Genomic DNA, 18,263 nt, shown 5'->3' with positions numbered 1-18,263 from the left:
GGTGGCCGGATATGGCAGTGTCGCCGTTTCCTGGGTGACTGGTATCCTAGGCTGCCATTGCTGGACGGCATTGGTGATGAGCTCGGCGCTACTATCTCAGCGTATGTGTTCGGGTGGGCCACGCGAGATGAACAGGTCAGTCAATCCTCGACCATGTTGTCGCTCTGGCGAAGGCAAACACTCAACTGGGCGTCAAACTAGCCGAGGTCTGGCGCGAGAGTGGGTGTCCGTCGTCGAGACATTTGGCACAGATCGGGGCGTGGATTAGCGGAGAGCGAGCCTCGTCTGGGGGGTGATGTTAGGCGGCGAGCTTGCGGTGAAGCAAGCGGCGATATTCGATGGTTTTTCGCTTGATGGTTTCGCGACGCTTGATGATAGCGGGAGCCCTGCCGAAGTAGGCGTCAGCGGGCGTCACGTTGTTCAGGCTCTCGTGGTAGCGCTGGTGATTGTAGTGCTCCACGAACGCTTCGATCTGGGCTTCGAGGTCGCCGGGCAGGAAGTAATGTTCCAACAGGATGCGATTCTTCAAGGTCTGGTGCCAGCGCTCGATCTTGCCCTGCGTTTGCGGATGCAACGGGGCGCCACGGACGTGACTCATCTGCTGGGCCTCGATGTACTCGGCGAGTTCGCCCGCGATGTAACTGGGGCCGTTGTCGGATAGTAGCCGGGGCTTGTGCAGGACCGTGGCGCTGTCGCAGCCCGATGCCTTGAGGGCCAAGTCCAGCGTGTCAGTGACGTCCTCGGCGCGCATGTTGGTGCACAGTTTCCAGGCAATGATGTAGCGCGAGTAGTCGTCGAGCACGGTCGACAGGTACATCCAGCCCCACCCGATGATCTTGAAGTAGGTGAAGTCGGTTTGCCACATCTCATTCGGCCGGGTGGTCTTCGTGTGGAACTGGTCAGCGGCCTTGATCACGGTATAGGCTGGACTGGTGATCAGGTCATGGGCCTTCAACAGGCGGTAAACCGTGGCTTCCGACACGAAATAGCGCTTCTCGTCGGTGAAGCGCACCGCCAGTTCGCGAGGGGAAAGCTCGGTCGCCTCGAGCGCCATCTCGACGATCTGCGCGCGGATATCCTCGGTGATGCGGTTCCACACCCGGCTCGGCGCCGAGGGGCGATCCTCCAGGGCTTCAGGACCGCCCTCAAGGAAGCGGTCATACCAGCGGTAGAACGTCCGGCGAGGAATACCCAGCTTGTCCAGAGTGTGCTTGGCCGGCAGGTGCGACTGCTCGACGATCCTGATAATCTCCAGCTTTTCTGCGGCGGGGTACCTCATTCGTCGTCGCCCCCATCCGCGATCATGCTTTTTTTGAGCAGGCGGTTTTCCAACGTCAGGTCAGCAACGCATTCCTTCAGGGCACGGGCTTCACGGCGCAGATCCTGCACCTCGCCCGTGGTCGCAGAACGGGCGGTATCGCCCGCGAGCCGGCGTTTGCCGGCCTCCATGAACTCTTTCGACCAGGTGTAGTAGAGGCTCTGGGCGATGCCTTCACGCCGACACAGCTCGGCGATGCTGTCCTCGCCGCGCAATCCGTCGAGCACGATGCGGATCTTGTCCTCGGCCGAGAAATGCCGCCGCGTCTGTCGGCGAATGTCTTTCACCACGGCTTCGGCAGAGGCCTTTGCTGGCGATTTTCGCAAGGAGGGTTTGGGCTTCATCTTCGTTCCTTCGTCACTACGACGAAGCCCAAACCCTCCTTCAATCTCAACCCCTAATCTGTGCCATGGGCGCTGACGCCGGACAGGCAGCACGGCCGACAAGGTGCAAGGCATCTTTTGCAATCTTGCGGCTTCCGCACGGCATCCGAAATGGAAGGGCTGTGGGTTCCTGCGGACATCGGTTGAGCTGATCCACCTGCCGGGGCACCCTGCGATCCTTGCAGGACGCACGCACAAGAAGCGCGTAGAGGACTGGCTGTGCTCGCTGTTTGCAGATGTGCGCCCACCAGACGAGGCCCGGCGTCTTGCGCGCCAGATCATCCTTCTGCTCGACGGGGCATTTGCCGTCGTGCTGCTTCATCGAGACCCGAGTTATATGGAGAGTGCTGGTGAGGCAGCGGCGCAGTTGGTCCGAGGTTAGTGCACAACCTCACACCATTCCAGGATCTGGAGCGTATAGTGCGATACGGCCCGATCGAACGCGGAAGTGATGGCTGACTGGCTGCTGGCGGATGCGCGCTCATCGACCGTGAAGCGGCGGCTTGCGATCGGTTGAAGACTGGCGGAATCGACAAGGGTGGCTGAGCCGCTCACTCTTATCGTCGGAGCGTCGGATTTTTGGGCGTTTCCGCGATAATCCGCTTCGAAACGATCTATCGTCAGGTGCAGGAGCGGGGCGCCGTTGCCCCGGGCGGCAGCGGGCAGGAGGCGAACAGAAGAGGTCGCCTGTTCGAAACGGCGCATCACCGCCTGGGTGAACAGGTCCGGTGCTGGCGCAACCCAGCGCGCATCCTTGATATAGAGGACGGTGTCGCCATGAGCCGTCAATATGCGGTCACCGTCGATCTCGGGAGCGAACCGGACGCGCCCCAGCGTTACAGGCTTTTTATCCCGCTCTATTATGGGGGCCTCATGCGCCGGGTCTTCGACGATGCCGAAGCGATAGAGGTTATCGGGCGGTCCGCTTTTCAGAACGGAGACACAACCGGCCAGCGGCAGGACAGCGGTCATGATCGCGATCCTGGCTCCACGCGTAAAACACATCATCGGGGTAGCTCCAGTTCCTGTCCACTGTCCTTGGTGAGCGCACGGCGCGGATTCTGGCGTATTTCGCGCAAGAACCCATCGAGCGATTCGGATGTCTCCTGCAGGCTATGCATCGCGGCATTGACGGCGGGGAGGGTGGTCGTTCCGATTGTCTCGCTTTGCCGGTTGATATGGGCGAGGGTGCCGCGCGCTTCGCCGATTGCGGCCTTGAGCTCGGTCGCCGCCTCCGACATCTCCGCGAGTGTCCGGCGTCCGTCTCCCTCGCCCATTTCCCGAATGAGCGCCGCTGACGCTTCGATATCGGTGGCAGCGGAATCGAGTTTTGCCAGCATGGACCCGGCATGATCGAACATGGCGCGATTCTCGGCGAGCTCGCCCATGGTGAGACGTACATCCTTTATCGTCGCGCTCAGATCGGCGATGTTCTCGTCCGAGATGAGCTTGTTGACCTGGTTGAGCGCCCTGGTCGCGCTTTCGACCATCTGGCCGCCGCCCTGAATCAGCGACGACATGGCGTTCGGCTTGCTTCGAATAACAGGCCGGTGGGAGCGCTCGGCCTCGCGCAGGAGAGGCTGTTGCGGATCGCCCGCGCTGATCTGGACGATACTCGTGCCGGAAATGCCTTGCGTTTCGGTGGATGCCAGAGAATCGCGGCGAACCGGCGTGCGTGCCTGCAGGGATATGTCGGTGATTACCCGGTTGGGATTGTCTTCGTCGAGCCTGATCCGTTCGATCTGACCCATCTTGATACCGTTGAACTGGACATCCCCGCCCACGCTGAGGCCGCGAACAGGGCCCTCGAAGATGATCCTGTATCGGTCATATTCATTGCTGAAACGCGATCCGCCCAGCCATACGACAAACACCACGCCGGCAATCAGCAGCAGTGTCGAGATGGCGCCTACCAGCGCGTAATTGGCCTGCCGTTCCATCAAATGCTATCCTGCTGTTCTGCCGCAGCGCGGCCGCGCGGCCCAAGGAAATAATCCCTGATCCAGGGATGATCCGATTGCTCCAGCTCGTGAAGCGGGGCCGTGGTCACGATTTTTCGATCGGCGATGACGGCGACCCGATCACAGACCGCGTACAGCGTGTCGAGATCGTGGGTAATCATGAAGACCGTGAGGCCCAGCGTATCGCGCAGATCGCGGATGAGCGCGTCGAATTCTGCGGCGCCGATCGGGTCGAGACCTGCGGTGGGTTCATCGAGAAACAATATGTCGGGATCAAGTGCGATCGCCCTTGCAACGCCAGCGCGCTTGCGCATGCCGCCCGACAGTTCGGCCGGACGAAGATCGGCGGCATGGGCGGGAAGGCCGGCAAGCCTGATCTTGAGGCGCGCCGCTTCGCGCATGAACCCCGGCGCGAGGCGGGTATGCTCCAGCATCGGAGCCTCGACATTCTGAAGCACGGTCAGGAAGGAAAAGAGCGCGCCCTGCTGGAACATGACGCCGATGCGCCGTTGAACATCGCCCTGCGACCGGCCCATATCCTCACCGAAAACTTCCACGTGTCCGGCGTCGGGCTGCTGAAGGCCAAGAATAGTGTTCAGAAGGACCGACTTGCCCGATCCAGAGCCGCCGACCACGCCCAGTATTTCACCACGCCTGACTTCGAGATCAAGATTGTCGTGAATGACCTTGTCACCAAATGCGGTGCGCAGACCGGTCACCCGGATCGCGAGCGGATCGGCCAGACCGTTGTTCACGGACCCGCTCACAGGCCGAGCACCATGAAGATCACCGCAAAGATGGCATCGAACATGATAATGAGGAAAACAGACTGGACCACTGCGGACGTCACATGACGGCCCAGACTCTGGACGTCTCCTCCCACCATCATTCCATGGCGGCACCCCGCGGCAGCGATCAGCAGGGCGAGGAACGGGGCCTTGCCCATGCCGATCCAGAAATGCTTGATACTGACGGTTTCCGCGAGACGGGTGACGAAGAAGGAGGGGCTGATGTCGATGGTGGCCCAGCTTACGAGAAGCCCTCCCAGGAGTCCGCCCAGGTCGCCCACGAACGTCATGAGCGGAATCATGACGAGCGCGGCGAGGATACGGGGCGTGACGAGGGCATCGAACCGGTCGACACCCATGACCTGCATGGCGGCCACTTCCTGGTTCATCCGCATGGAGCCGATTTGTGCCGCGAAGGCAGAGGCCGAGCGGCCCGCCAGAAGAATAGCGGCGATGACGACGCCAAACTCCCTGAGGATTGCGACGCCCACAAGTTCGACGGTAAAAATCTCCACTCCGAGGCTGGTGAGGAGATTGGTGCCGACCAGTGCGATGATCGCACCGATGAAAAACGTCATGATGAAAACGATCGGCAAGGCATTGATGCCTGATTCTTGCATGACAGCGAATAGCGGTGTGACCCGCAATCGCCTGGGGCGTAACAATGTGCCTCCAAGAGCAAGGATCATCTGACCGGTGAAAACCAGCATCGCATAGGCGTCGTGAGCGATTTCAATGATCTGCTGGCCGAAGCGCGCGAAGAACCCGGTCAGGTAGCCACGGGGGGGCGGGCTATCCTCGTGAGGCGTCATGCCCGGCGCAACGAGGTTGGCCAGACGTCGCACATCGTCACGTGTGCCGAACAGGATCTCGCCGTCGGTGGGCATCAGTTTAAGGAGCAGCAAGGCGCCGGTCGTGTCGATCCTCCCGAGGGCGGAGACGTCGATCCTGTTCGCCTGCTGTCCTCCCACAGCCGGCAGCGGCTGACGGCTCGCCTGGTCAAGGGTCAGGGCCGTCCAGTCGCCCTCGGCGTGGAGGGTCAAGGAACCGTCTTCTTCAACCAGCGTCCATGTCGCCGCCTTCATCGGATCAGCGCGATCCCGACGCGCAGACGCCTGGTGTTTCGATCATAGTCGAGGAGGTTTTCTCCATATCCGATGAAGCTCTGACCGAAGAGGTAGAAGTCCGGCCCGCCGCCCAGGATACGGCGGAGCGGATAGGACAGGTCGGCGGACAGCGCGCCCTTTCCGCTGCCGATATTGAAGCGGGTGGAGGTGGAGAGGCGCAGTCCATTATCCTCCCCGACCTCCATAAAAAGACCGGTGTTGCCGCGATACCGGCGTATGTCGGGATTGTCGGACTTGTCCCCGACGAAGAGGGAGAGGCGCGGCGCGATAGAGAGGCGATAGCCGCCGCCCAGCGGAATGGCGGCCATGGGCGCCAGATAGATGCTGTTGATGCTCCGCGAGGCCTCGCCGTCCCGGCCGTTGGACTCGTGCCGGATGCCACCCTGTGCGCTCAGGGACACGCCGCTCGCCAGTGTGGTCGAGGGCGTAAGATAGAATATCTCGGGCTGGAAATCGATGTTCCGGAAAGGCGAGGAGTCCGCGCCCAGATCCCAGAACATGCGCTGCGTGTAGGCGAAATGGAGTCCATCGCGCCAGCTTTGCGGGAGACCTTCCGCGCGGCGGCTTCCGAACAACTGATATTTGAAGCTGAGCTGGATCCGGGCTTCGCTGTTGGTGTCCGGACCATAGACCGCATAAATGGGTTCGTAGCCGGACAGGTTGGCGAGGAAGGCGTTGCCCGCCCTGCGATCCGAAGGCGGCGGTGTGGGAGCAGGGGCTCGCACAGGCGGAACCGGCGCAGGCGTGTGCGCCTCGGCGAGATGCGATGCCGGCGCCGCAGGGCGCGGTATCATGGCGATCTGGCTGACGTTCCAGGCGGGGATGGAAAGCCGGGCCAGGTCCAGGGATTGCCCATCACGGGCTGCCAGGCGGTAGCGGGCGCGCTCGAATCCGCGGGGCGCTATGATCACATGGTCCGCCACATCGCGGGCGCGCTCGAGCCAGACCGTCCGGATATCTCCCGACCGTTCGACCCGGGCCTCGATCCGATCAGGGAGCGCGAAGCTCTGCGGTTCATCGCCCTCGTTCAGCAAGCGCAGATCGACGAGCAAAGCGCCCTCTGCATCCTGTTCGCCCGCGTCCCGGACGAGCACCGCTACCGGCGCTGCCTGCGCCGCGGCGGGCACAAGGAGCGCTGTCGCCAGCAACCATCGGATAGACCGGTCCATCATGCGAGAAGGTGCTGTCCGCCATCGACCGGGATCACCGTTCCGGTGATCCGGCTGGCTGCGTCACTGACGAGGAAGGCAGCCAGCCCGCCGACATCCTCTATCGTCACCAACTGGCCGACCGGCGTCTGGGCGGCGGCGCGCTCGAGCAATTCATCGAACCGCGCGATGCCACTGGCGGCGCGGGTGGCGATAGGGCCCGGCGATATCGCATGGGCGCGGATGCCCTGGGGGCCCAGTTCGGCGGCGATATAGCGCGTCGCGCTCTCCAGCGCCGCCTTGACCGGTCCCATGAGGTTGTAGTTTTCAACGACGCGCTCCGAGCCGTAGAAGGTGACGCAGAGCAGGCAGCCGCCTTGCGCCATCAAGGGCTCGGCCAGCTTCGCCATGCGAAGGAAGCTGTGGCAGGAGACGTCCATCGCGATGCCGAACCCCTCGGCGCTGCTGTCGACGACGCGGCCATGGAGATCGTCGCGGGGTGCGAAGGCGATCGAATGCAGCAGGAAGTCGAGTCCGCCCCATCGGTCCCGCACCTGGTCGAACAGGGCCTCGAGCTGGCCGGGCTCACGCACATCGCAGGGGGCGAGCCATTCGGCGCCCAGCCGGTCCGCCACCGGCTCGACCCAGCCTTTCGCCTTCTCGTTCAGATAGGTCGCGGCAAGGCGCGCGCCGCAGCGGCTGAAAGCCTCGGCGCAGCCCGCTGCAATGCTCTGTTCGTTGGCGATACCGACGATCAGGCCACGCTTGCCGCGAAGATCGACGAGGGGGGTCATGTTTTAACTCCAAAAAGGGTGGCCAGTGTCTGCAGGACGATCATCCGTTCTTCGTCCGTCGGGATGACACGGACGGTAATGGGGCTGCCAGGCGCGCTGATGACGTCGGCATGGACGGCATTGGCCCGCTCATCGAGGCTGATGTCGAGCCATGCGAGGCGCTCGCAGATGCCCGCGCGGATGGCGGCGTCGTTCTCGCCGATGCCGGCCGTGAAGACGAGACCGTCAAGGCCGCCCAGCGATGACGCCAGCGCGCCGGCCTCGCGCGCGGCACGCCAGATGAAGAGGTCGATGGCCTCGCGGGCTTCGGGCCGGTCGCTGGCCGCAAGCTCACGCATGTCGCTCGAGATGCCTGATACGCCCAGCAGGCCCGATTGCTTGTAGAGCAGCGCCTCCACGTCGGCGGCGCTCATGCCCACCCGGTTCTGGAGATGCAGGATGACGCCAGGGTCGATCGACCCGCAGCGCGTGCCCATCATCAGGCCGTCGAGCGCGGTGAAACCCATCGTCGTGTCGATGCTCTTGCCGCCTGACATGGCGCACAGGCTTGCGCCGTTGCCCAGATGCGCGGCGATCACGCGGCCGGCGGCAAGCGATGGGTCGAGCTCTGCCAGGCGGCGGGCGATATAGTCGTAGGAGAGGCCATGGAAGCCGTAGCGCCTGATGCCCTGCTCGTGAAGTGCGCGCGGGAGCGCGAAGCGGGTGGCGGGTGCGGGGCGATCATGGTGGAAGGCGGTGTCGAAGCAGGCGACCTGGGGAAGGTCCGGCGCGAGCGCGGCGATCGCGCGGATGGCAGCCAGATTATGGGGCTGGTGGAGCGGGGCCAGTGGACAGAGCTTCTCAAGCTCCTCGAGCACTATGGTATCGATCAGGCACGACTGGGCGAAGTCGACCCCGCCGTGGACGACGCGGTGCCCGACGGCGAGGACTTCGCGCCCTTCGAGATGCGATGTGGCCCAGTCAAACAACCATGCGAGCAACTCTGCATGGGTCATGGCGCGTTCGTCGGGCCACTCGCGTTCGATCAGCACTGTGCCTGCTGCGTCGCGAATGGCGAGGCGGGGAGAAAGACCGATCCGTTCGATCTTGCCGCCGGCGGACAATGTCGGTTTGCGGTCGCGATCGAGCGTATAGAGCGCGAACTTGATGCTGGACGAGCCCGAATTGAGGCTGACGACGGCCTTCATGTGCGCATACCCTCCGGCAGGCCGGGCGCCGCCTTGGTCGCCGCGCGCGCTACCAGCACGGCAACGGCGCAGGAAGCAAGGCGCGTGCGCAGGCTGTCGGCCCGGCTGGTGAGGATGATCGGCACACGCGCACCCAGCACGATGCCTGCCGCATCCGCCCCGCCGAGGAAGGTGAGCTGCTTGGCGAGCATGTTGCCCGCCTCCAGATCGGGTACGACCAATATGTCCGCCTTGCCCGCGACGGGCGACACGATCCCTTTTTCCTTCGCGGCCGCCTCGCTGATCGCATTGTCGAAGGCGAGCGGGCCATCGAGGAGGCCGCCCGTGATCTGGCCCCGGTCGGCCATCTTGCACAGCGCGGCAGCATCGAGCGTGGTCGGCATCGCCGGGTTCACCGTCTCGACAGCGGACAGGATCGCGACCCTGGGTTGGCCGATGTCCAGCACATGGGCAAGATCGATGGCGTTGCGGATGATATCCGCCTTTTCTTCAAGGTTCGGCGCGATGTTGATCGCCGCGTCGGTGATGATGAGCGGCGTCGGATGGCCGGGCACGTCCATCACATAGGCATGGCTGATCCGCCGTTCGGTACGCAGGCCCGTCGCGCGCGACACGACCGCGCCCATCAATTCGTCGGTATGCAGCGATCCCTTCATGAGCAGCACCGCCTCGCCGGCCCGCACCAGTTCGACGGCCTTCGCCGCCGAATCATGGCTGTGCGCGCTTTCCACGATGCGATAGGCCGCCACATCCTTGCCGGCCTCGGCCGCCGCTGCAAGAATGCGGGCCCTCGGTCCCACCAGGATCGGATCGATCAGCCCTGCCTCGGCGGCCTCGACCGCTGCCGCCAGCGCGGCGGCCGAACAGGGGTGAGCGATGGCGGTGCGCGCGGGGTTGCCGCGCACGCCCTCGATCAACCGATGATAGCCGTCATGGTCTGACAGGCGGATATCGGGGAGCGCGATGCGCGGGCGGCGGATCTTCTCGGTGGGGGCCTTGACCTGCGCTTCGCCGGTGATGACGGTCTCGCCATTCTGATTGTCGCAGCGGCAGTCGAGCAGCAGGATATGCTTGTCCGCCCGCTTTTCCGTCACCGTCACCGTCGCGGTGATGGCGTCGCCGATGCCCACGGGCCTCAGGAACCGCAGCGACTGGCCGAGATAGATGGCACCGGGGCCGGGCAGTTCGGTCCCGAGCACCGCCGATATCAGCCCGCCGCCCCACATGCCGTGCGCGATCACCCGGCGGAAGAAGTCGCTTTCGGCATAATCCTCGTCCAGATGGGCCGGATTGACGTCGCCCGACACCAGCGCGAAGAGCTGGATATCGCGCTTGGAGAGCGTGCGGGTCACGCTCGCGCTTTCGCCCACGGCGATCTCGTCGAAGGTCCGGTTTTCGATCATGGCCTCATCGGTCATGGCTCAGCGCTCCAGGACATAATGGCCGGGCGCGTCCGCGATCGGCGCATAGCCTTTGTCCGCGGCGCCCATGGACGGCGGGGCCCCGGGCGCGCCCGAACGGCTTGCAAGCCAGTCGCCCCATTCGGTCCACCAGGAACCCTGCTTCTTCTCTGCGTGGCGTTCCCATTCCTCCGGATCGTAGGAGAGACCATCGGTTTCGCGCGTCAGCACGCGGTAGCGCCGGCCGTTGTGGCCCGGTTCCGAGACGATACCGGCATTATGGCCGCCGCTCGTCAGCACGAAGGTGATCTCGGCCCCGGTCAGCAGGTGGATCTTATGCACCGAATGCCAGGGCGCGACATGATCGCGCTCGGTGCCGACGACGAACAACGGTCTGCGGATCGCCGAGAGCGCGATGGTGCGACCATTGACCTTGTATTTGCCCTCGGCCAGGTCATCGTCGAGGAACAGGCGCCGCAGATACTGGCTGTGCATGGCATAGGGCATGCGCGTCCCGTCGGCGTTCCAGGCCATGAGGTCGTTGAGAGGCGCGCGCTCGCCCATCAGATATTCCGACAGGATGCGCGACCAGACGAGGTCGTTGGATTTGAGGATCTGGAACGCGCCGCCCATCTGGCCGCTGTCGAGATAGCCCCGGCTCCACATCATCTTTTCGAGGAGATTGAGCTGTCCCTCATCGATGAAGAGGCCCAGTTCGCCCGGTTCGCTGAATTCGGTCTGCGCCGCGAAAAGCGTCACGCTGGCAAGGCGATCGTCACCCTCGCGCGCCATCGTCGCCGCTGCGATCGAGAGCAGCGTGCCGCCTAGGCAATAGCCCACGGCATGAACGGCGGGCGCGCCGGTAATCGCGCTCACCGCATCGAGCGCCGCCATCGGCCCGAGTTGCCGATAGGCCTCCATGTCGAGGTCGCGGTCCTCGCTGTCCGGATTGTGCCAGGAGATCATGAACACGGTGAAGCCCTGGGACGTCAGCCACTGGACGAGGCTGTTCTCGGGCGAGAGGTCGAGGATGTAATATTTCATGATCCATGCCGGCACGATCAGGATCGGCTCGGGCCGCACCGTGTCGGTGGTGGGGGCGTACTGGATCAGTTCGATGAGGCGGTTGCGATAGACGACCTTGCCCCTGGCGGTCGCCACCGTCTCCCCCACGCGGAAGGCGTCCGTGCCCGCCGGAGGCAAGCCTCTTACGAGATGCTGCATATCCTCGATCAGATGGCGGAACCCGTCGACCAGGCATTGGCCGCCGGTCTCGACGATCTTGCGCTGGAGAACCGGGTTGGTCGTAAGGAAGTTGGTCGGCGCAAGGATATCGAGCATCTGTCTGGCGGTGAATTCGACCATGTCCTCATGATGGCTGCCGACGCCGCCCACCCCGGTTGTCGCCGCGTGCCACCATTGCTGGTTGAGAAGGAACGCCTGCGAGAGGAGGTTGAAGGGCGGCTGCTGCCAGGCGGGATCGGCAAAGCGGCGGTCCTGCGGCAGCGGCTCGATCGCGGGCGCCGCGTCGCGGTCGCCTGCGGATCGGACGGCATAGTCGAAGAGCCGCACATATTTGCGGGCCGCCTTGGCGGTGAGTTGCAGCTGCTTGCCCGGTGCGAAGGCGAGATGATGTCCCCAGTCCGAAAAGGCCTGGAGGATGGTGATGGGGGAGAGCCCCGCGGTCATCTGCGCGATCGCGGCGCCCGCGGCCCTGTCGAGGGTTTCGGCGATCCCGTCGAGCGGGTCGGGTGCCTGGGGCATGTTCTGGGCGCTCATGATCGGTCCTTTTTGAAGATTTCCATTACAGGGCGGCTACCGGTCGGGCCGTTGCCCGGGGAGGCAAAGCTGCGGCAAAAGGCCGCTGTCGCCCTTGAGCCTCCATCTCGCGCCCGCCGCGGATCACGAAGCCCTTTTCCGGCTCCTCGATGCCGTCCAGCGCGCCGCCCGGCAGCGCCAGCCGCTCGAGGATGGTGATCCTCTCGCCGGCCATGTGGCCGTCGCGGATCAGGAAGGCCGCGCCCGAAAGCGCCGCAAGGCCCGAGCCGACGAACCAGGCGGTCTTGCCATCCACCCCTGCGGGTTTGCGGGGGCGGGCGAAGGCGTAGAAATTGCCGCTGTTGTATTCCATGCGAATCTCCTTTGAGCATACATTCCCCAAGTGGCATGCCGTCTGACGTGAGTTTCGCCTGAATCCGACCGCAGGACAATCATTTTCCGTCCCGAGCGGCGTCGTCGGGCGCGCAAGGCGCTGAGACAGGGCAGATCGGCCCGCGAAGCCGCCGTGTTGTGCCCTGGTGGCGGTGTTTTTCAGCGCAGCGGACAGACCCATCCTGCCGTTTTCGTTCAGTTTGGGCGTGGATGGCGGTCATGCGCATAGCGGAGGCGCTCGCAATCGGCGGATGGCGGCGAGGATGGCGCGGACCATCGGACCGGTGACGGCCACCTCGGCCAGCTGGAAGGTGATGGCGCGGGCATGGCGGACGACACGTGCCCCGATCTTGATCAGCTTCAGTTGCAGGCTGGTCAACGACCAGTCGGCCATCGTCTCGGGCAACTCGATGCAGCGCAAGAAGATGGCCAGGTTGTAGGCCAGCGCATGCAGTTGCAGTCGCACCTCATTGTCGCGGAACTTCCGGCATGACAGCCGCGTCCAGTGGAAGGCATATTTACCTTCCTTGATGTGCTGCTCGGCGGTGCCGCGCTGGTTATAGAACCGCACCACCCAGTCGGGCTCCATCGGCAGGTTGGTGACGATGAAGCCGACACGCGGGAACAGTTCGCCCGGATGCCATTCGATCTTGGCGATCACCCGGCGTTCCTTGTCCCAGGATGCCGCCTGATACTCGAAGTCTTCGTAGAAGCGCTTGACCTTGGTCAGCGAAGGTCGCCCGACAGGGCGCGTCAGCCGATGCGCGATCTTCTCGCGCAGGACGTTGTTCGCAGGCAGCCGGATGGCGTAGAAGAATCGGGCTTCTTCCAGCCGCTCATAGATCGCGGGGATCGCGTAGGCGGCGTCAGCCCGGAAGAACCGGCCGCAAAGGTCGCGCTCCGCGTAGCGGGCGATGACGGGGTCGAGAACGTCCCGCCAGCCATCGGCGCTGTGGACGTTGCCATGGCGCAAGGCGCAGCGCTCCAGCATGCCGAACTGGTTGAACAAAAAGTTCGGGTGATAGCAGGTGCAGTCGAAATGCCCGTTCCAGGCCGCGCCCTCCTGATCGCCATGGGTGGGGCTGACCGAACTGTCCATGTCCAGAACGATGTACTTCAGCCCGTTACGGTCATGGAACCGGTCGATCCATTGGCCATTCAGGTCGGCCAGCGCGGCACGGTTCTCGGGCTGTGCCAGTGTCTCGGTCTCGAACCGTCCCATCTGCGAGGCCGAGGCCGCTTGCGCATCGACAGCCCTTCCACCCACGACCTGGCGCATCACCGGATCGAGGGCCAGGCGGTCGGCGTCGTTCACATCCTCGTATCCGGCCAGTCGCCCGAACACCGATTGCCGGAACAACCCGTCAAGCCGGTGGACCGTGTTCTTGCCGCGCCGGGTGTCGCGCAATGCTTTTGCCGCCAGATCGGACAGCCCGAGCGCGTCATCCAGCTCGCGCATCACCAGCAGGCCGCCGTCGGAACTGAGCTGCGCACCTCGGAACTCCACATGCACCCGGCGGTCGAACTCGACCCGATCTGCCCGCTTCGAACCCGCACCCTCTGGGTGATCCATCAAACGCGCCCCTCACGGCCATCAACACCATGATTTATATCGGAAATATTGAGATCCTGACAGCAAAATCAGCGATTTACTTGGGGAATGTGGGTTGAGATGGCGCTGGGTGCCGTGCTCGGCACTGGCGATCAGAAGCTGGGTTTTCGATCCGTAACGCGAATAAAGCGTGCGCTTGGAGACGTTCGCGGCCGCGGCAATGTCATCCATGTTGGCGCCTTCCACCCCATGGGCGATGAACTGGTCGAGCGCGACCTGCAATATATGCTCGCCCAATTGCGCGGCTATTTCCTGCGGCGGCCGTCCGCCTTTTGGATCGCGCGGCGCCAGCTTGTGTCGAGGTGATCGGCGGCTTGTCACCTTTTTGTCATTACCTTCCTTTTTCATGCGGGCCAAAGACCGCACTTGATCCGGGGCGGGAAAGCGGCAATAACGACACTCATAAGTATAGATACTAATAGTCCGGAGAGGCGCGACGGGGGAAACCGCGCGGCGTGACCTGAAAAATGGAGCCGGAGTATCATGACGGGAATTGCACTCGTAACTGGGGGAACACGTGGAATCGGCGCGGCAATCGCCCGGTCGCTCAAAGCAGCGGGATGGAATGTTGCCAGCATATATCATGGAAACGACGCCGCCGCCGAGCTGTTCCGGGATGGTACGGGCATTCCCGTCTATAAATGGGACGTCGCGGAGGAACAGGCCTGCCGCGAAGGCCTGGCCCGCGTGGAAAAGGAACTGGGCCCGGTTTCAGTGCTGGTGAACAATGCCGGCATCACGCGCGACACCATGTTCCATCGGATGAGCTTTGCGCAGTGGCGCGAGGTTCTTGGCACCAACCTCGACTCGATGTTCACAATGACGCGCGCCGTCATCGAAGGCATGCGCGAACGCCGCTTTGGCCGGATCATCAATATCTCCTCGATCAACGGCCAGAAGGGCCAGATTGGCCAGGTGAACTATTCGGCGGCCAAGGCGGGTGTGATCGGCTTCACCAAGGCGCTGGCGCAGGAAAATGCGTCGCGCGGCATCACGGTCAACGCCGTATGCCCCGGCTATATCGACACCGAGATGGTCGCTGCCGTGCCGCAGGATGTCCGCGAAAAGATCATCGGCGGCATTCCCGTCGGGCGCCTGGGCGATCCGGCTGAAATCGCCGAAGCCGTTTGTTGGCTGGCCTCGGACAAGGCCGGTTTCAATACCGGCTCGGTGCTCACGATCAATGGCGGGCAATATATCGCCAACGGCTGAAACTCTTGCCGTCCATGAATCTAATGCGTGGTTCGTCTTCCGATCTGCACTCCAGATCCAACCCCACTTCAAGGAGCAGTCTCATGAGCTATCCGTTCGACCAGTTTGCCGCTGTCGCCGGCGCCAATCGGCAACTCGCCCTCAAATGCGCCGAGATCATGCGCGAAGCCGGCCAGCGCCAGGCGGCGATCGCTTCGCGCACGTTCGAGCTTCTCTCGGCGCAGAGCGCGGAGAAGGCGGGGGCTGTGCCTCTGCCCAATATCGCCGGCTTTTCCGAGATGTGGCAGGAAATCAGCCGGAACGGTCAGGCGTGCGCCCAGGACATGAAGGGCGCGCTCGACGATTGGCGGGCCGGGGTTGGTGACAGCCTGTCACCCGGCCAGGCCCAGGAGCAGGCGGCTCATGTGCTGCAACTCTGGACGTCTTTCTTCACACCCTCCCAGGCGGGAGATGCCGCAGCCGCCAAGGCGCCTGTGACCGCCCCGGCCAAGACCGGAACGGCCAAGCCCGAGACCGACAAGACCTGAAAACCACAGTTCGACCGCCATGCCGCCAACCTGCGGCATTTCGGCAGGGCGGGGGCAGGTTGAAGTCTTCTTGCAACAGGGGATGTTGTGCGATTTACTGATCAAGTCCATATGAAAGGGTGGCGCCTGCCGTGCTTTCCCCTGCGGCCGAGGACCGCTGTTGTCGCCGCTTTGATGGTGGGTGTGACCGGCTGCTCTTTTGCGCCTGAGCATGTCCGGCCACCCCAGCCGGTGCCGCCGACCTACGAGGCGGCCAACATCGCCGGGACCACGATCGCGCGCATCGGTTGGCACGACTTCTTCCGGGAAGCCGAGTTGCAGCGGCTGATCGGCGAGGCGCTCGCGAACAATCGCGATATCCGCATCGCGGCGACCCGCGTCGCCGAGGTCCGCGCCGCCTGGCGGATCGAGGGCTCCTCGCTCTATCCGCAGCTCGATGCGGTCGGCACGGGAACGCGGGGCCGGACCCTGTTCAATCTCCCCGGCGCGGGCGCTACGCCTGTCGATGTCAAACAGATCAGCGCGCAGCTCTCGGCCAGTTGGGAGATCGACTTCTGGGGACGGCTGCGCAACCTGCGCGATGCCGCGCGCTGGCAGTATCTGGCGACCGAGGAAGCGCGCCGCGCGGTCGCGAGCCAGCTCGTCGCGCAGGTCGCCAACGGCTATCTTCTCGAACGGGAATATGAGGAACGGGTCGCACTCGCCCGGCACTCGATCGAAACGCGCGAGGAAGCGCTGCGCATCATGCGCCGCCGCTATGAGGTGGGATCGGGATCGAAGCTCGAGATGACCCAGGCGCAGCTGCTCCTGGGCCAGGCCAATACGACGATGCAGGGGCTGGAGCAGGACCGGGCCGTCAACCGCAATGCTCTTGCGGTGCTGATCGGGCGGCCTGTCGAGATCGCGTCCGGGACCCTGTCTCTGACCGACGTGCCCGAACGGCTCACGCTGCCTGCCGGGCTGCCCTCCGACCTTCTGGCCAACCGCCCGGATATCGTGGCGTCCGAATATCAGCTGCGCGCCGCCAGCGCCAATATCGGCGCGGCGCGGGCGGCCTTTTTTCCGAACATCAGCCTGACGGGCGCATACGGCACGATGAGCGATGAGTTGGACGGGCTGTTCTCCGGCGGCAGCGAGGCGTGGAGCTTCACCCCGACCATCCGCCTTCCGCTTTTCAACGCGGGACGCCTGAAGGGCAATCTCGACGTGGCCAGGGCCCGGCAGGAACGGGCGGTCGCGCAATATGAACAGACCGTGCAATCGGCGTTCCGCGACGTGTCCGATGCCCTTGTCCGCCGGCAGCAGTTGCAGCTGCAGATCGACACGACACAGCAGATGCTGGACGCCCAGCGCGAACGCGCGCGGCTCGCCCAGCTTCGCTTCGACAATGGCCGCTCGGCCTATCTGGAGGTGCTGGATGCCCAGCGCGACCTGTTCGACGCCGAACAGGCCCTGGTCCAGCTTCGGCGGGCCGAACTGGCCAGCATCGTCGTACTTTATTCGGCGCTGGGCGGAGGATTTGTCGCGGACGACGCCTTCGACGGCAACCTATCGAACAGAAACGGGGAACAGTCACAATGACGCAGACGACAGGCAAGACCTGGTTCATCAGGGGCGCGATCGTCGCGGCGGTCGTGGCGGTGGCCGTGATCCTCTGGTCGCTGCTCAGGCCCGCGGACCTGCCGGAGGGTATCGTCAGTGGCAATGGCCGGCTGGAAGCGCTCGAGATCGATATCTCGGCGAAAACGCCGGGCCGCATCCGCGATATCGTCGCCGAAGAAGGCCAGTTGGTGAAAGCCGGCGAGGTCGTCGCCCATATGGATGTCGAGACGCTCTCTGCTCAGCTTTCTGAAGCGAAGGCGCAGCTCGCCCAGGCGCTCAATGCCGTCCAGATCGCGCAAACCCAGGTGGGGCAGCGGCAGAGCGAACGCGCGGCAGCGCTCGCCACTGTCCGCCAGCGGGAAGCCGAACTCAATGCGGCCCGCAAGCGGCTTGGCCGGTCGGAAACGCTTGCGCGCGAAGGCGCCACGCCGACGCAGGAGCGCGACGATAACCAGGCGGCGGTCGAAGGAGCTTCCGCCACGGTAGAAGCCGCGCGCGCGCAGTTGGCGTCGGCCGACGCCAATATCGCCGCAGCGCGCAGCCAGGTCATCGGCGCCCGATCCAATGTCGATGCGGCGCGCGCAACCATCGCGCGGATCGAGGCGGATATCCGCGACAGCGACCTCAAGGCGCCTCGCGGCGGCCGCATCCAGTATCGGGTTGCCCAGCCGGGCGAGGTCGTCGCCGGCGGCGGCCGGGTCATGAACCTCGTCGATCTGACCGACGTCTATATGACTTTCTTCCTGCCGGAAACGGTCGCGGGGCGCGTGCGCATCGGCAGCGAGGTTCGCCTGGTGCTCGATGCCGCGCCCGATGTCGTCATTCCTGCAAAGATCAGTTTCGTGGCCGATGTCGCGCAGTTCACGCCCAAGACGGTCGAAACGCAAAGCGAGCGCCAGAAGCTCATGTTCCGCGTCCGGGCGAAGATCGATCCCGCGCTGCTCCAGCGCCATATCGCGCTGGTAAAAACAGGCCTGCCGGGCATGGCCTATGTGCGGATCGATTCCCAGGCAGCCTGGCCGGACAAGCTGTCGAACCTTGTAAAGGAATAGG

The 18,263-nt window shown here is 64.1% G+C and carries 17 protein-coding genes; 4 read left to right on the top strand and 13 right to left on the bottom strand.

Features of this window, described 5'->3' with window-relative positions:
• Window positions 1–298 precede the first annotated feature (298 nt).
• From DM450_RS08505 to DM450_RS08435, 13 genes are all read right to left on the bottom strand, one after another.
• A protein-coding gene (locus DM450_RS08505) for an IS3 family transposase (protein ID WP_260610333.1) occupies window positions 299–1,662 on the bottom strand; the annotation gives its coding sequence in 2 pieces (ribosomal slippage) (window positions 299–1,312 and window positions 1,315–1,662; 1,362 coding nt in all).
• Window positions 1,663–2,079: 417 nt separating this feature from the next.
• Window positions 2,080–2,673, bottom strand: coding sequence for an ABC-type transport auxiliary lipoprotein family protein (locus tag DM450_RS08490; protein WP_020820686.1), 594 nt, complete (start codon window positions 2,671–2,673; stop codon window positions 2,080–2,082).
• 32 nt (window positions 2,674–2,705) lie between these two features.
• The gene (locus tag DM450_RS08485) at window positions 2,706–3,641 is read right to left on the bottom strand and encodes an MlaD family protein (protein ID WP_037444199.1); all 936 of its coding nucleotides are present in this window, start codon (window positions 3,639–3,641) and stop codon (window positions 2,706–2,708) included.
• The gene (locus DM450_RS08480) at window positions 3,641–4,417 is read right to left on the bottom strand and encodes an ABC transporter ATP-binding protein (RefSeq protein ID WP_226949045.1); all 777 of its coding nucleotides are present in this window, start codon (window positions 4,415–4,417) and stop codon (window positions 3,641–3,643) included. Before DM450_RS08480 ends, DM450_RS08485 begins: the two co-directional genes overlap by 1 nt.
• A gap of 8 nt (window positions 4,418–4,425) precedes the next feature.
• On the bottom strand, window positions 4,426–5,535 hold the full coding sequence (locus tag DM450_RS08475; RefSeq protein WP_037444205.1) for an ABC transporter permease: 1,110 nt from the start codon (window positions 5,533–5,535) through the stop codon (window positions 4,426–4,428).
• Window positions 5,532–6,749 (bottom strand): phospholipase A, encoded by a 1,218-nt coding sequence (locus DM450_RS08470; protein ID WP_037444207.1) that lies wholly within the window; start codon window positions 6,747–6,749, stop codon window positions 5,532–5,534. Before DM450_RS08470 ends, DM450_RS08475 begins: the two co-directional genes overlap by 4 nt.
• Window positions 6,746–7,519, bottom strand: a complete 774-nt coding sequence (gene fabI, locus DM450_RS08465) for an enoyl-ACP reductase FabI (protein ID WP_037444209.1) — start codon at window positions 7,517–7,519, stop codon at window positions 6,746–6,748. The genes DM450_RS08470 and fabI overlap by 4 nt, the downstream gene beginning before the upstream one ends.
• Window positions 7,516–8,706, bottom strand: a complete 1,191-nt coding sequence (locus DM450_RS08460) for an acetate/propionate family kinase (protein WP_037444212.1) — start codon at window positions 8,704–8,706, stop codon at window positions 7,516–7,518. The genes fabI and DM450_RS08460 overlap by 4 nt, the downstream gene beginning before the upstream one ends.
• Complete coding sequence (locus DM450_RS08455; RefSeq protein WP_037444215.1) at window positions 8,703–10,124, bottom strand: bifunctional enoyl-CoA hydratase/phosphate acetyltransferase; 1,422 nt, start codon at window positions 10,122–10,124, stop codon at window positions 8,703–8,705. Before DM450_RS08455 ends, DM450_RS08460 begins: the two co-directional genes overlap by 4 nt.
• Window positions 10,125–10,127: 3 nt before the next feature.
• A complete protein-coding gene (locus tag DM450_RS08450; RefSeq protein WP_048575771.1) occupies window positions 10,128–11,885 on the bottom strand; it encodes a PHA/PHB synthase family protein in 1,758 nt (585 codons plus the stop codon).
• Between the two features lie 25 nt (window positions 11,886–11,910).
• Window positions 11,911–12,237, bottom strand: coding sequence for an oleate hydratase (locus tag DM450_RS08445; RefSeq protein ID WP_245843010.1), 327 nt, complete (start codon window positions 12,235–12,237; stop codon window positions 11,911–11,913).
• A gap of 237 nt (window positions 12,238–12,474) precedes the next feature.
• The gene (locus DM450_RS08440) at window positions 12,475–13,830 is read right to left on the bottom strand and encodes an IS1380-like element ISKpn23 family transposase (RefSeq protein WP_003168745.1); all 1,356 of its coding nucleotides are present in this window, start codon (window positions 13,828–13,830) and stop codon (window positions 12,475–12,477) included.
• A 21-nt stretch (window positions 13,831–13,851) separates the two neighbouring features.
• Window positions 13,852–14,217: a TetR/AcrR family transcriptional regulator gene (locus tag DM450_RS08435; protein WP_260610397.1), complete on the bottom strand. Its 366-nt coding sequence runs from the start codon at window positions 14,215–14,217 to the stop codon at window positions 13,852–13,854.
• A 135-nt stretch (window positions 14,218–14,352) separates the two neighbouring features.
• On the opposite strand from DM450_RS08435, the gene phbB reads away from it, so the two are divergent.
• The 4 genes from phbB to DM450_RS08415 all read left to right on the top strand — a co-directional run bounded on the left by phbB (window position 14,353) and on the right by DM450_RS08415 (window position 18,262).
• On the top strand, window positions 14,353–15,081 hold the full coding sequence (gene phbB, locus DM450_RS08430; protein ID WP_020817741.1) for an acetoacetyl-CoA reductase: 729 nt from the start codon (window positions 14,353–14,355) through the stop codon (window positions 15,079–15,081).
• An 83-nt stretch (window positions 15,082–15,164) separates the two neighbouring features.
• Window positions 15,165–15,608 (top strand): hypothetical protein, encoded by a 444-nt coding sequence (locus tag DM450_RS08425; protein WP_037444229.1) that lies wholly within the window; start codon window positions 15,165–15,167, stop codon window positions 15,606–15,608.
• A 174-nt stretch (window positions 15,609–15,782) separates the two neighbouring features.
• Window positions 15,783–17,189 (top strand): efflux transporter outer membrane subunit, encoded by a 1,407-nt coding sequence (locus tag DM450_RS08420; RefSeq protein ID WP_048578300.1) that lies wholly within the window; start codon window positions 15,783–15,785, stop codon window positions 17,187–17,189.
• Window positions 17,186–18,262: an HlyD family secretion protein gene (locus tag DM450_RS08415; RefSeq protein ID WP_037444232.1), complete on the top strand. Its 1,077-nt coding sequence runs from the start codon at window positions 17,186–17,188 to the stop codon at window positions 18,260–18,262. Before DM450_RS08420 ends, DM450_RS08415 begins: the two co-directional genes overlap by 4 nt.
• Window position 18,263: the final 1 nt, after the last annotated feature.

Source organism: Sphingomonas sp. IC081, from assembly GCF_006874585.1.
GTDB lineage: Bacteria > Pseudomonadota > Alphaproteobacteria > Sphingomonadales > Sphingomonadaceae > Novosphingobium.
This window is presented reverse-complemented; position numbering and strand designations above follow the sequence as displayed.

Bases quoted from the DNA above. Each gene is read 5' to 3' on its own strand.
- DM450_RS08490 (WP_020820686.1), bottom strand. From the start codon at position 2,673: ATGACCGCTGTCCTGCCGCTGGCCGGTTGTGTCTCCGTTCTGAAAAGC.
- DM450_RS08485 (WP_037444199.1), bottom strand. From the start codon at position 3,641: ATGGAACGGCAGGCCAATTACGCGCTGGTAGGCGCCATCTCGACACTG.
- DM450_RS08475 (WP_037444205.1), bottom strand. From the start codon at position 5,535: ATGAAGGCGGCGACATGGACGCTGGTTGAAGAAGACGGTTCCTTGACC.
- DM450_RS08470 (WP_037444207.1), bottom strand. From the start codon at position 6,749: ATGATGGACCGGTCTATCCGATGGTTGCTGGCGACAGCGCTCCTTGTG.
- fabI (WP_037444209.1), bottom strand. From the start codon at position 7,519: ATGACCCCCCTCGTCGATCTTCGCGGCAAGCGTGGCCTGATCGTCGGT.
- DM450_RS08460 (WP_037444212.1), bottom strand. From the start codon at position 8,706: ATGAAGGCCGTCGTCAGCCTCAATTCGGGCTCGTCCAGCATCAAGTTC.
- DM450_RS08455 (WP_037444215.1), bottom strand. From the start codon at position 10,124: ATGACCGATGAGGCCATGATCGAAAACCGGACCTTCGACGAGATCGCC.
- DM450_RS08450 (WP_048575771.1), bottom strand. From the start codon at position 11,885: ATGAGCGCCCAGAACATGCCCCAGGCACCCGACCCGCTCGACGGGATC.
- DM450_RS08445 (WP_245843010.1), bottom strand. From the start codon at position 12,237: ATGGAATACAACAGCGGCAATTTCTACGCCTTCGCCCGCCCCCGCAAA.
- DM450_RS08440 (WP_003168745.1), bottom strand. From the start codon at position 13,830: ATGGATCACCCAGAGGGTGCGGGTTCGAAGCGGGCAGATCGGGTCGAG.
- DM450_RS08435 (WP_260610397.1), bottom strand. From the start codon at position 14,217: ATGAAAAAGGAAGGTAATGACAAAAAGGTGACAAGCCGCCGATCACCT.
- phbB (WP_020817741.1), top strand. From the start codon at position 14,353: ATGACGGGAATTGCACTCGTAACTGGGGGAACACGTGGAATCGGCGCG.
- DM450_RS08425 (WP_037444229.1), top strand. From the start codon at position 15,165: ATGAGCTATCCGTTCGACCAGTTTGCCGCTGTCGCCGGCGCCAATCGG.
- DM450_RS08420 (WP_048578300.1), top strand. From the start codon at position 15,783: ATGGTGGGTGTGACCGGCTGCTCTTTTGCGCCTGAGCATGTCCGGCCA.
- DM450_RS08415 (WP_037444232.1), top strand. From the start codon at position 17,186: ATGACGCAGACGACAGGCAAGACCTGGTTCATCAGGGGCGCGATCGTC.